At 58.3% G+C, this 13,073-nt stretch carries 11 protein-coding genes and 1 pseudogene; 9 read left to right on the top strand and 3 right to left on the bottom strand.

Annotated elements, in window-relative coordinates:
* Positions 1-58: 58 nt before the first annotated feature.
* Positions 59-397, bottom strand: coding sequence for a hypothetical protein (locus KW839_RS04995; protein ID WP_060542477.1), 339 nt, complete (start codon positions 395-397; stop codon positions 59-61).
* 127 nt (positions 398-524) lie between these two features.
* Here KW839_RS04995 and KW839_RS05000 point away from each other — a divergent pair, with 127 nt between their 5' ends.
* Positions 525-989 (top strand): Lrp/AsnC family transcriptional regulator, encoded by a 465-nt coding sequence (locus KW839_RS05000; RefSeq protein ID WP_060542476.1) that lies wholly within the window; start codon positions 525-527, stop codon positions 987-989.
* A 108-nt stretch (positions 990-1,097) separates the two neighbouring features.
* Here KW839_RS05000 and KW839_RS05005 read toward each other — a convergent pair whose 3' ends face one another.
* Positions 1,098-2,465, bottom strand: a complete 1,368-nt coding sequence (locus KW839_RS05005) for an inorganic triphosphatase (protein ID WP_218423612.1) — start codon at positions 2,463-2,465, stop codon at positions 1,098-1,100.
* A gap of 157 nt (positions 2,466-2,622) precedes the next feature.
* Between KW839_RS05005 and argE the strand changes: the two genes are divergently transcribed.
* Together argE and argA are read left to right on the top strand one after the other, a co-directional pair.
* Positions 2,623-3,783 (top strand): acetylornithine deacetylase, encoded by a 1,161-nt coding sequence (gene argE, locus KW839_RS05010; protein WP_218423613.1) that lies wholly within the window; start codon positions 2,623-2,625, stop codon positions 3,781-3,783.
* A 165-nt stretch (positions 3,784-3,948) separates the two neighbouring features.
* On the top strand, positions 3,949-5,247 hold the full coding sequence (gene argA, locus KW839_RS05015) for an amino-acid N-acetyltransferase (RefSeq protein ID WP_060542473.1): 1,299 nt from the start codon (positions 3,949-3,951) through the stop codon (positions 5,245-5,247).
* A gap of 43 nt (positions 5,248-5,290) precedes the next feature.
* Here the strand turns inward: argA and tauA are convergent.
* Positions 5,291-5,451, bottom strand: a pseudogene (gene tauA / locus KW839_RS27545) (taurine ABC transporter substrate-binding protein); the annotation flags it as partial.
* A 480-nt stretch (positions 5,452-5,931) separates the two neighbouring features.
* On the opposite strand from tauA, the gene KW839_RS05020 reads away from it, so the two are divergent.
* The 6 genes from KW839_RS05020 (at position 5,932) to ssuD (ending at position 13,072) form a co-directional block, all read left to right on the top strand.
* Positions 5,932-7,263, top strand: coding sequence for an OprD family porin (locus KW839_RS05020; RefSeq protein WP_218423614.1), 1,332 nt, complete (start codon positions 5,932-5,934; stop codon positions 7,261-7,263).
* Positions 7,264-7,677: 414 nt separating this feature from the next.
* On the top strand, positions 7,678-9,024 hold the full coding sequence (locus KW839_RS05025) for an OprD family porin (RefSeq protein ID WP_060542471.1): 1,347 nt from the start codon (positions 7,678-7,680) through the stop codon (positions 9,022-9,024).
* A 291-nt stretch (positions 9,025-9,315) separates the two neighbouring features.
* Positions 9,316-9,954, top strand: a complete 639-nt coding sequence (locus KW839_RS05030) for a peroxiredoxin (protein ID WP_218423615.1) — start codon at positions 9,316-9,318, stop codon at positions 9,952-9,954.
* A gap of 277 nt (positions 9,955-10,231) precedes the next feature.
* The gene (gene ssuE / locus KW839_RS05035; RefSeq protein WP_218423616.1) at positions 10,232-10,825 is read left to right on the top strand and encodes an NADPH-dependent FMN reductase; all 594 of its coding nucleotides are present in this window, start codon (positions 10,232-10,234) and stop codon (positions 10,823-10,825) included.
* Between the two features lie 91 nt (positions 10,826-10,916).
* Positions 10,917-11,897, top strand: a complete 981-nt coding sequence (locus KW839_RS05040) for a sulfonate ABC transporter substrate-binding protein (protein ID WP_060542468.1) — start codon at positions 10,917-10,919, stop codon at positions 11,895-11,897.
* Between the two features lie 26 nt (positions 11,898-11,923).
* On the top strand, positions 11,924-13,072 hold the full coding sequence (ssuD, locus tag KW839_RS05045) for an FMNH2-dependent alkanesulfonate monooxygenase (RefSeq protein WP_218423617.1): 1,149 nt from the start codon (positions 11,924-11,926) through the stop codon (positions 13,070-13,072).
* Position 13,073: the final 1 nt, after the last annotated feature.

Here is a 13,073-nt window from a genome sequence, read left to right on the forward strand (position 1 = left end):
ATAGCCGTGGCCCGGCAGACCGTTGGGCCACTACCCGATGAAGCCGTTTCGGGGTTTTTCAGCCCGCAGCCTGAGCCATTTCAACCCATGTGCAATCAGCCTCTTGCAGATCGACCGAGCAGACGCTGATCAGGTTACGAAGTTTTTCCGCAATGACTTGGGCCCGGTGCCAGCTCAAACCGTCGACGACGATCCCGATGTTCAGCAAATCGCCCTGACGCTGCACATTCACTTGTTGCGGTGTGAGCAACTGCAAGGCGAACAGGTTAAGGGCGCGACACAGCAGGTCCGGCTCGGCTTCGGCCAGCAATTGATAGTGGGCCCGGCAATGGGCATTGCCGGCATTCCAGACATCGGCGCGGGTGTGTGGGGTGTTCACGGCTTCGAGATGCGGCATGTTCAGGGCTCCAGATTCCATGGAGAAATTTTTACATCCGCCGCCGGGTATTTCTTCTCTATGATGGTCTAAAAGGCGCATTTCAAGAATTGTTGAATTCGCTTGTTAGTCAATTCAGGGTTTTTTTATGCAGAGCGAGCTGGACAGCTACGACCGCAAGATCCTCGCGTTGCTGCAGGAAGACGCATCACTTTCCAGCGCACAGATCGCCGAGCAGGTGGGGCTCTCGCAGTCGCCGTGCTGGCGGCGGATTCAGCGGATGAAAGAGGAGGGCATAATCCGTGGCCAGGTAACCTTGCTCGATCGCAAGAAAATCGGCCTGAACACGCAGATTTTCGCGCAGGTCAAACTCAACGCCCACGGGCGTTCGAACTTCACCGAGTTTACCGAGGCGATTCGCGGTTTTCCCGAAGTGCTGGAATGTTACGTGCTGATGGGGGCAGTGGATTTCATGCTGCGCATCGTTGCGGCTGACATCGAGGCGTACGAGCGGTTCTTTTTCGAGAAGCTGTCGCTGGTACCGGGGATTCAGGAGGTGAATTCGATCGTGGCGTTATCGGAGATCAAGTCGACCACCAGTTTGCCGGTCTGAGATTCTGCGGCAATTGTGTGGGCCCCATCGCCAGCAGGCTGGCTCCCACATTGGTTTTGTGTACGCCACAAATCCCCTGTGGGAGCCAGCCTGCTGGCGATGGCGGTATTACAGGCGCAGCAGCATTTTCCAGGCGCGATTTTGATAAACAGCAATCGCCTGCTGCTTGCGTGCATCCAGCGATTCATCGGTGATCGGCTCGTTAGCCAGTTGCGCCAACTGTTTCAGCTCGCCAAACAAGCGGTCCATCTCCGGGATTTCCAGCACGGTGCGCGCATGGTGCAGCCAAACCTGAATGCGTTCGATGCGCGGCAGTTGCTCGGCGAGGTCTTCCGGTTGTTGCTGATAACGCTGCAATTGCAGCGAGTTGGCTTCTTCGCCCAGCAGGCGCGGCAGCCAGCTGCCTAGTTGCGCAGCGCCTTGGCGATTGCCACGGGTGTTGCGCTCGGCGGTCCAGGTGCGGGCCAGCAGCCAGCGCGAAGTGGTCAGGGAGAACAGGCCCCAGCGCGGGTCTTGCAGCTCTTCGAGGAACTGCTCCGGCGCGGCTTTGCGCACGTCTTCGTCGTCGACACCGGCTTGTACCAGCGGGCGCCAGTCTTCGAGCAGGGCATCGAGCGCGACACGCAGGTCGTGGGTCGACTGACGTGGAGCGGCTTGGCCGAGGCTGCTGATCAGGGCGCGCATTTCCGCGAGGCTTTCGACCCAATCCTGCAACAAACGCCAGTGACCGTTGAAACGATACTGTTCGGCCAGGCGCTGGCTGCTGCCCAGCAAGTGCCAGCTCAGCGCGGCGAAGGCGTCGTCCAGCGGAGTTTCGGCAGTGATCTGCGGCGCCGGGAGGCTCAGGGAATAGCTGTGGGCGTCGTACAAACGATAACCGCGCTCGGCCTTGCTGATGTCGCACGGCATCAAGGCCAGGGTCTCGGCCAGTTCGGCGGCCAGTTCCAGCAGGGCCGCCGGTTCGCCTTCGCGCAGTTCCAGCTCGAGCTCGCAGATTTCTTCCTTCTGCTTGCCGACGACTACATGCCCCAGGTCCAGCGCGGCTTCGATCACCACTTTGGCCTTGCCACGACCCCAGGCGATTTCGGCGCGCTCGCGGACGAAATCAGTGGTGAAGATCGGCTTGAGGGTTTTTTTGTCCAGGTCGGCCAACGCTTCGGGCCAGCATTCGCCGTCGAGTTTCTTAACGTCGAGCTTGGCTTTGGGCAGGTTCCAGTCGTACTCGTTACGCTCGGACAGACCGGCGATGCTCTGGCCACGGGTCTTGAGCGTCTGAATCACTTCTTCGCCATCGCGGCGCAGGCGCAGGGCAACCTTGGCGCGGGCCAGGTCGCGTTCAGGCGTGTCGAAGTATTGATTCATCAACTCACGGCGTTCCCAGCCACTTTTGTTGCGTTTTTTCAGGAGTGGGTGCTCGCGCAAGGCGGCGAGGGTTTCGCGGCTGACGCGGAGTTTGATTTCGGTTTCTTTCTGCATGGCCGGAAAATCCAGGATCGGGAGCGCAGCCGGGGGAATGTGTGGCTGCCAAGGTCGTGCAGTGTACAGCACTGGCAAAACCTGCGCGCCGCAACGGTTTATTCCTGCCATCGGATGGTTCTATGATGGACCTCAATTCGGGAGCCGGGAGTCAGCGATGCCATTGCCGTCCATGAAAGATCAGTTCGCTGCGCTGATCGCTGCACCGTCAGTCAGTTGTACCCAGCCCGGGCTCGATCAATCCAACCGCCCGGTTATCGATCTGTTGGCGACATGGTTGGGTGAGCTGGGTTTTACCTGCGACATCCAGCAGGTCAATCCCGGCAAATTCAACCTGCTCGCCACTTTCGGCAGCGGTCCTGGGGGCCTGGTGCTGGCCGGGCATAGCGACACCGTGCCGTTCGATGGCGCGCTATGGCAGACCGATCCGTTGAAACTGACCGAAGTCGACGGCCGTTGGGTGGGCTTGGGCAGTTGCGACATGAAGGGTTTTTTTGCCTTGGCTATCGAAGCGGTCATACCGTTGCTCGACCAACCGTTCAAGCAGCCGTTGCTGATTCTGGTCACCTGCGACGAGGAAAGCTCAATGTCTGGCGCCCGGGCGCTGGCAGTCGCGGGTCGTCCTCTGGGGCGCGCGGCGGTGATCGGCGAGCCGACCGGGCTCAAGCCGATTCGCATGCACAAAGGCATCATGATGGAGCGCATCGACATTCTCGGGCAGAGCGGTCACTCCTCCGATCCGCGCCTGGGCCACAGCGCTCTGGAAGCCATGCACGATGCCATCGGTGAACTGCGTGGTCTGCGCCTGTTGTGGCAGCGCGAATTCCGCAATCCGCAGTTCAGTGTGCCGACCCCGACAATGAACTTCGGTTGCATCCATGGCGGCGACAACCCCAACCGCATCTGCGGCCAATGTTCGCTGGAGTTCGATTTGCGGCCGTTGCCGGGCATGGACCCGCAAGCCCTGCGCGCCGAGATCTTGCACAAACTCAACCCGATTGCCGAGCGCCATCAGGTGAAGATCGATTACGCACCCTTATTCCCCGAAGTGCCGCCCTTCGAGCAGGCCGAGGATGCGGAACTGGTGCGAATTGCTGAAAAGCTCACTGGCCATGCTGCCGAAGCAGTAGCGTTCGGCACCGAAGCACCTTATCTTCAGCGCCTTGGCTGCGAAACGCTGGTGCTTGGTCCGGGTGATATCGCTTGCGCCCACCAGCCGGGGGAATACCTGGAAATGTCACGTTTGCAGCCTACGGTGCATCTATTACGTCAGTTGATTGAACATTACTGCCTGACAGCGGCCCCACATAAGCTGTAGGAGCCGGCAAGCCGGCTCCAGCAGGTATAAATTGCCAATGTTTCTACCCGTATTCATGAGGAGACCGCGCGTGTCGCCAAGCCTGTTCCGACGATAACCATCAGCCCGCTGTGCGTTTTCCGCTTCGCCCATTTTTTGGCTGCTATTTGTTACAGGCCCAGGTTCATGCCCGAATACGTTAATTGGCTTCGTCACGCTTCGCCTTACATCAATGCCCACCGCGATTGCACCTTTATCGTCATGCTGCCCGGCGACGGGGTCGAGCATCCGAATTTTGGCAATATCGTCCACGACCTGGTGCTGCTGCACAGCCTGGGCGTGCGGCTGGTACTGGTTCACGGCTCGCGTCCGCAAATTGAAGCGCGCCTGGCTGCTCGCGGCCTGACCCCGCACTACCACCACGGCATGCGCATCACCGACGCCGCGACCCTGGAATGCGTAATCGATGCCGTCGGCCAGTTGCGCATTGCCATCGAAGCGCGGCTGTCCATGGACATGGCTTCATCGCCGATGCAGGGCTCGCGCCTGCGGGTGACCAGCGGCAACCTGGTCACGGCCCGACCGATCGGCGTGCTTGAAGGCGTCGATTATCACCACACCGGCGAAGTGCGCCGGGTCGACCGCAAGGGTATCAATCGCCTGCTCGACGAACGCTCCATCGTGCTGCTGTCGCCCTTGGGTTATTCGCCGACCGGCGAGATCTTCAACCTCGCCTGTGAAGACGTCGCGACCCGCGCGGCTATCGAATTGGGCGCGGACAAGCTGCTGCTGTTCGGCTCCGAGCCGGGCCTGATCGATGAGAACGGTCGTCTGGTTCGCGAGTTGCGTCCGCAGCAAGTGCCGGCGCATCTGCAGCGTCTGGGCAGCAACTATCAGGCGGAACTGCTGGATGCGGCGGCCGAGGCTTGCCGCGGTGGTGTGGCTCGCAGCCATATTGTCAGCTACGCCGAAGACGGCGCGCTGCTGACCGAACTGTTCACCCGCGACGGTGGCGGTACGCTGGTGGCCCAGGAGCAATTCGAGGTGGTGCGCGAAGCGGCCATCGAGGACGTCGGCGGTTTGCTGGATCTGATCAGCCCGCTGGAAGAGCAGGGCATCCTGGTGCGTCGTTCCCGTGAAGTACTGGAGCGCGAAATCGAGCAGTTCAGCGTGGTTGAGCGAGAGGGCATGATCATCGCCTGTGCGGCGTTGTATCAGATTGCCGATTCGGATGCCGGGGAGCTGGCGTGCCTGGCGGTGAACCCGGAGTATCGCCATGGCGGTCGTGGTGATGAGTTGCTGGAGCGCATCGAGACCCGTGCCCGGGCTCAGGGTTTGAAAACCCTGTTCGTCCTCACCACCCGTACTGCGCACTGGTTCCGCGAACGTGGTTTCGTGCCGAGCAGCGTCGAGCGCCTGCCGTCGGCGAGGGCATCGCTGTACAACTACCAGCGTAATTCGAAGATCTTCGAAAAAGCCCTGTAACCGAGTTGGCCCACCTGATCGTTCCCGCGCGTGGGAACGATCACTACTCAGCCACAAACTTCGCACTGACATAGGGCGAATAGTCCGCCAGCACCGTTTCAACCTTCCCTTGTTCCTTCAGGAACTTCGCCGTCTACCAATCGCCTTGGCCATGCCGCCGTCCAGCAGCGCAGTGCTTTGCTGTGCCTTGGCATCCGGAAACGCTAGGGTCGATGCCGGTTTGATAACCAACCGTGAGACTCCCCGTTTGGGCGCCGAAGAAACCGCCGTCGATACACAAGCTGTAACAATTGATCCGGATAGTGCGCGTCTGATTGGCATGGGCCGCCTTTCGGTAAAAGCATTGTTTCCGAATTGCGTGAGCGCTAAACGAACTAAAAAACCACCAATAAATACCATTTAGTAATTAGCTTGCGAGCGGTTCTAGCTCTAGGCCGCAGCGGTTGCGGCGCAGAGCTGAATGCCTAAATGGTCTTAGAAAAGAGCCAGCTAAATCTTTTCAGGTTTATGACACACGCAAGACCTTGCAGTGACCCAAAAGCCGGGCATTAGACGATGGTCGTAGACACACATGGTTACGATTGACTTGTGAGTCACGGTCTGGCGCTAATCGCTCATCTTAGGATTTTCGGGCGTCGACTCGAAACCAGGAACACAACAATTAGAATCCAGAGGAGCTTCACAATGAACAAGTCCACCTTGGCTCTTGCCGTAGCCGTAGGGGTTTTGGCGCAGCAGGCAGGCGCCGCAGGTTTCATCGAAGACAGCAAGGCTTCCGTCAGTTCCCGCACGATGTATTTCAACAACGATAACCGCGAAGGCGGCGCGGATCAGAAAGAGTCTGCCGAAGGCCTGAAGTTTGATTATCTGTCGGGCTTCACTCAGGGTTCTGTTGGTTTCGGTATCGACGCCCAGGCGCTGGTGGGGATCCATCTGGACGGTGGCAAGGGCCATCATCCGGACGCCAACACGTTTTTCCCAAGCGATACCGATGGTTCGGCCGTAGACGAGTGGAGCCGTGCGGCCGCTAACGTCAAGGCTCGCTTCTCGAAAACCGAAGCTCACCTGGGTGGCGCTCTGCAGCCAAGCCTGCCGATTCTGGTAGCGAACGACAGTCGCCTGCTGCCACAGACCTTTGACGGTGGCACCATCACGTCGAAGGAAATCGACAACGTAACCTTCAACGCAGGTCAGCTGGAACATGCAGCCGGTCGTGCCTCGTCCAACTCCACCGGCCTGGCCGTCAATGGTGGTACCCAGGACAGCAACCAGTTCCGCTACGCCGGTGCCGACTGGAAGGTCACCAAAGACCTGACCCTGCAGTACTACCATTCGAATCTGAAGGACTACTACAAGCAGGACTTCCTTGGTCTGGTCCATGTGTTCACGATCGATGCCAAACAATCCTTCAAGACGGATATCCGCTATTTCGACAGCGGCTCTGACGGCAAGAACGGCGATCCAGGCTACCGCTTCAACAACAACGGCGGTTACGCCAAGAACCTGGGTGAGGTCGACAACAAGACCTGGAGCGCCATGTTCACCTACACCCTGGGTGGCAACGCGTTCCTGTTGGGCCACCAGCGTGTAAGCGATGACGGTGGTTTCGTCTTCCTGAACCAGGGCAGCGTAGTCGATGGTAGAGGTCGCCCGGAAGGCAACGGTGGCGCCAGCTTCTACTCGTTCACCGACGCCATGGTTAACAGCTTTATCCGTGCCGGTGAAAACACCACGTTCGGTCAGTACTCCTACGACTTTGCGGCACTGGGTGTACCGGGCCTTAAAACCGCGATTGCTTATCTGCACGGTGACAACATCAAGGCAACGAACGGCCGTGGCCCTGATTCATCCGAGTGGGAACGCGATATGCGCATCGACTACACCATTCAGCAGGGTGCCCTCAAAGGTTTGGGCGTAACGCTGCGTAATGCTGTTTACCGTGGCAGTGAAGTCACCAACAGCCCCGATATAGATCAGACTCGTTTGATCTTCAACTACACCTACAGCTTCCTGTAATCACTGCGTAAAAGAGCCTCGCCTGCTGGCGGGGCTTTTTTACGCGGTTTTTCTTATATTTCCAAAAAGAATATCATTGTTATTTTTTATTCTTTTTAGCTTTTTTATCTTTCGGCCTAAAGTAACGCCGTCCCGGAGTCACGGATGAGTCCTGGATTGTGTCTACTTTACATCTCCCAACACATTGATCGGTTCAGGCATTGGCCAGACGGCCGATACTCGAACTTGCCCTGAATGGGCATATTCCTAACTGGTATGAAGGATTGTTCAATCAATTCTTTTTGGAATTATGAAGCTGTATCCTGCCGCGGCCAAAAGACCGGTTTAGACGGTTGCCGCGAAATATGCGTTTGAGGATCCCGGGCGACAGATCCAGGACCAGAAACACAGAATTAGAAATCAGAGGAGCGAAACATGAACAAATCCACCTTGGCCATGGCTGTGGCCGTTGGGGTTGTGGCCCAACAGGCAGGCGCCGCGGGTTTTATCGAAGACAGCAAGGCAACATTGGGGTTGCGCAACTTCTACATCAACACCGATTACCGTGACGGTACCGGTCCGAACAAAAACGAAGAGTGGGGCCAGGGCTTCGACCTGCGTTTCATCTCCGGCTACACCCAAGGTACCGTCGGCTTCGGTGTCGATGCGATCGGCCTGTTGGGCGTCAAGCTGGATTCGGGTGGCGGCACCAACGGCGCCAGCGGTAACTCGTACGGCGGCACCGTGTTCCCGAGCAAGTCCAACGGCGAAGCGGTTGATGACTTCTCCAGCCTGGGCCTGACTGCCAAAGCCAAGATTTCCCAGACTGAGCTGAAACTGGGCACCCTGCAGCCAAAACTGCCGGTTATCGTGACCAACGACGGTCGACTGCTGCCGCAAACCTGGCAGGGTGGTCAGCTCACCTCCAACGACGTGTTCAAGGATCTGACGCTGATCGGTGGCCAGATCGAGCAGGTCAAAGGGCGTAACTCGAGCAACAACCAACAGTTATCCATTTCCGGCGCCAACGGCCGTAGCGCAGCGGCTCGCGACAGCAACAAATTCATCTATGGCGGCGGTGACTACAAAATCACCAAAGACCTGACCGCCCAGTACTACTATGGCAATCTGGAAGACTTCTACAAGCAGCACTTCCTCGGTCTGGTGCACAACTGGGCTATCGGACCGGGCATCCTGAAGTCTGACTTGCGCTACTTCAACAGCTCCGACGACGGTGCCAACGGCAGCAACCCGTTGTACTACACCACGGGTAACTACAAAGGCGCAGCCAACGGCAAAGGCAAGGTCGACAACAACCTGTACAGCGGCCTGTTCCTGTACACGGTTGCCGGTCACACCTTCGGTGGTGGTTACCAGGTCAGCAACGGTAGCAGCGACTTCCCGTGGTTGAACCAGGGTGACGGTTCGTCGAACTACACCATCACCGACATGCAAATCCAGAAGTTCGGCCGTGCCGGCGAACGTACCTGGCAAGCACGCTACTCCTACGACTTTGCCAAAGTCGGGGTGCCAGGCCTGACGGCGGGTCTGATTTACCTGCACGGTGACGACATCGATACGGTCAACGCTCGCGGTGGTGAGGCGGCCAGCGGAGCTTCCGAGTGGGAACGCGACCTGAGCGTTGCTTACGTCGTACAGGAAGGCCCGTTGAAGAACCTTGGCGTGGCCTGGAAAAATGCCACCTGGCGCACCGACCTGCCGAACACACGCTCCCAGGACGAAAACCGCGTGATCCTCAGTTACTCGCTCCCGCTGCTGTAATAGCGTTCGGTAACAGCGATAAAAAAGCCCCGCCCGGCATCACGCCGGGCGGGGCTTTTGCGTCTCCAAAGCGGGTTCACCCCCGTAAATCCGCCTTGAAATTCCCTTCTTTACAGCAACTCAAGGCCTTCTCGAACCTTGGGGGCGATGTTCGTCGTGATGCGTGTGTGCGTCCAGTGAACAGATTTTTAATATTCAAATATGATCTAAGTAAATCGATATCTATTCTTTTTAATAGATAACAAACACAGGCACAGTTGAGTTCATCAAGCACTCACAAGGAGCCGCACCATGAGCCTCAGACTTGGCGATATCGCCCCCGACTTCGAACAGAATTCCAGCGCCGGTATCATCCGCTTCCATCAATGGCTGGGCGATAGCTGGGGCGTGCTGTTTTCCCATCCGGCGGACTTCACGCCAGTGTGCACCACCGAACTCGGCTTCACGGCCAGGCTCAAGGATGAATTTGCCCAGCGTGGAGTCAAGGCCATCGCCTTGTCCGTGGACCCGGTGGAATCCCATCACAGATGGATCGAGGACATTAACGAGACCCAGAACACCCAGGTCAACTTCCCGATCCTCGATGACGCGGACCGCAAGGTCTCGGATCTCTACGATCTGATCCATCCCAACGCCAATGACACCCTGACCGTGCGCTCGCTGTTTGTGATCGATCCGAACAAGAAGGTTCGGCTGACCATCACCTACCCGGCGAGCACTGGTCGTAATTTCAACGAAATCCTGCGGGTGCTCGACTCGCTGCAACTCACCGACAACTACAAGGTGGCCACCCCGGCCAACTGGCAAGACGGTGACGAAGTGGTGATCGTGCCATCGCTCAAGGATGAGGATGAAATCAAACAGCGGTTTCCCAAGGGCTATCGGGCGGTGAAGCCATACTTGCGTCTGACGCCGCAGCCGAATCGCTAACGGCTGCTGTAGGAGCCGGCTTGCTGGCGATCTTTACAGAGGCGCATCGTCCTGCAGGAGCTGGCGCAGGCTGCGATTTATTCAAGAAGGTAGGCGACTTTCAGGCCGTTTCGACGGCCTTTTTTTTTGCCTGGAGAAAATCGGCCCTTATATCTCTTAAAGGAATAACCAAATGAATAAATATGATTTATGGATATATAAATCAACTGTTAATGTCACTCCATCGAAGCGAGATCGCAAACCGCGAATCGCCAGCACCATTCAAGGAATCGTCTGAATGTTGGTCGTCTCACTTGGTGGCAGTCCCAGTCAACGCTCCCGGTCAGGGGTGCTGCTGGATCGCTCCCGGCGTTGGTTACAAGAGCAGGGCGTGGAAGTGGTGAGTTATCAGGTACGGGACTTCCCCGCTGAAGATTTACTGCACGCACGCTTCGACAGCCCCAAGGTGATCGACCTGCTGCAACAGATTGAAAATGCCGATGGCCTGCTGATCGCCACGCCTGTGTACAAGGCTTCGTTTTCCGGTGCATTGAAGACCGTGCTGGATTTACTGCCTGAACGGGCCTTAAGCCACAAGGTGGTGTTGCCGATGGCGACCGGGGGCAGCATCGCTCACATGCTCGCGGTGGATTACGCGCTCAAACCGGTGCTCTCGGCGCTGAAAGCGCAGGAAATGCTCCACGGTATTTTCGCGGTGGACAGTCAGATCGCTTACGGCGAAGGCAGTGCCCTGGCGCAGTTGGCCCCGGAGCTTGAGCAACGCCTGGAAGAGTCGCTGGAACTGTTTTTAGGCGCCATGGCACGACGGCCCAAGCCGCTCGATCCGAACCTGTTGAATGAACGTTTATTGAGTGCTCGCTGGAGCATTTAAGCCTTACCAAAACTATTGATGTACTGGCCTTACTCGCCCGCTAACGGGCAAGCAGGTGCAGCCAAAACCCAACTGCAAAAAGGAGAGCGCTATGCGCACTGTCATTTTGCGTCGTGGTCTGGTCGCTCTGTTTGCTGCGGCTGTAACCTTCGGCGCCATTACACAAGCTCAGGCCGAGACTCTGCGAATCGGCTATCAAAAGTACGGCACCCTGGTGCTGCTCAAAGCCAAGGGCACTCTGGAAAAACGCCTCGCCGCCCAAGGCGTGGACGTGCAATGGACTGAATTCCCCGGCGGCCCTCAACTGCTCGAAGGCCTGAACGTCGGCTCCATCGACTTCGGCGTCACTGGCGAGACCCCTCCGGTATTCGCTCAAGCCGCCGGTGCCGATCTGCTCTATGTTGCCTATGAACCACCTGCGCCGAACAGCGAAGCGATCCTCGTACCGAAAGACTCACCGATCAAATCGGTCGCGGACCTCAAGGGCAAGAAAGTTGCCTTGAACAAAGGCTCCAACGTTCACTACCTGCTGGTGCGCGCACTGGAAGACGCCGGCCTCAAATACACCGACATTCAAACCGTATTCCTGCCGCCAGCCGATGCCCGCGCTGCCTTCGAACGAGGCAGTGTCGATGCGTGGGTGATCTGGGATCCGTATCAGGCGGCCGCCGAGAAACAGCTGCAAGCGCACACCCTGCGCGACGGCAAAGGCATCGTCGACAACCACCAGTTCTATCTGGCGACCAAACCCTACGCGCAGAAAAATCCCGAGGTGATCAAGACCCTCGTCGAAGAAGTGCGCGCCGTCGGCGAATGGTCCAAAGCCAATCCTGAAGACGTGACCCAACAGGTTTCGCCGCTGCTCGGCCTGCCGGCCGACATCACCCTGACCTCGGTAAAACGCCAGGGCTACGGTGCGCTGTTCCTGACTCCGGAAGTGGTCGCTGCCCAGCAGAAAATCGCCGACACCTTCTTCCAGCTCAAGCTGATTCCCAAGCCTTTGAGCATCAAGGATGTGATCTGGACGCCACCTGCAGCCGTTGCCCAAAACTCTGCAACCAAAGCCCAGTAAACCGATTTCCGAAGGAGACCACTCCAATGAGCCTCAATATCTTCTGGTTCCTGCCTACCCACGGCGACGGCCATTACCTTGGCACCGCTGAAGGCGCACGCGCCGTCGACCACGGCTACCTGCAACAAGTCGCGCAAGCGGCGGATCGTCTGGGTTTTGGCGGCGTGCTGATTCCCACCGGACGTTCTTGCGAAGACTCGTGGCTGGTGGCGGCGTCGCTGATTCCGGTAACCCAGCGTTTGAAATTTCTTGTCGCCCTGCGCCCCGGGATCATTTCCCCGACGGTGGCCGCGCGTCAGGCGGCGACCCTGGATCGTCTGTCCGGTGGCCGTGCGCTGTTCAACCTGGTCACGGGCGGTGATCCGGAAGAGCTGGCGGGTGATGGACTGTTTCTCAGCCATGAAGAGCGTTATCAGGCTTCGGTAGAATTCACCCGCATCTGGCGCCGTGTGCTCGAAGGCGAAACCGTCGACTACGATGGCCAGCACATCAGCGTCAAAGGTGCGAAATTGCTTTACCCGCCGATCCAGCAGCCGCGTCCGCCGTTGTACTTTGGCGGGTCGTCGGAAGCCGCGCAGGACCTGGCCGCCGAGCAGGTGGAAATGGTCCTGACCTGGGGCGAGCCGCCGGCCGCCGTGGCGGAAAAAATCGAACAGGTCCGCGCCAAGGCCGCCAAGCTTGGCCGTACCGTGCGCTTCGGCATTCGCCTGCATGTCATTGTGCGTGAAACCAACGATGAAGCCTGGAAAGCGGCGGATCGCCTGATCTCCCACCTGGACGACGAAACCATCTCGCGTGCCCAGGCTTCGCTGGCGCGGTTCGACTCGGTCGGCCAACAACGCATGGCTGCGCTGCACGGTGGCAACCGCGACAATCTGGAAGTCAGCCCCAATTTGTGGGCCGGTGTCGGCCTGGTGCGTGGTGGTGCTGGCACGGCACTGGTGGGCGATGGACCGACCGTGGCCGCACGGGTGAAGGAATACGCGGACCTGGGCATCGACACCTTTATCTTCTCCGGTTATCCACACCTGGAAGAGTCGTTCCGAGTGGCTGAACTGCTGTTCCCGCACCTCGATATCGAACGCCCTGAATTGCCGAAAAGTGCTGGCTACGTCAGCCCGTTTGGCGAGATGGTCGCCAACGATATTCTTCCTAAAGCTGCGTCCCAGAGCTGAG

The sequence above is a fragment of the Pseudomonas sp. PDM31 genome (genome assembly GCF_019218965.1).
GTDB lineage: Bacteria > Pseudomonadota > Gammaproteobacteria > Pseudomonadales > Pseudomonadaceae > Aquipseudomonas.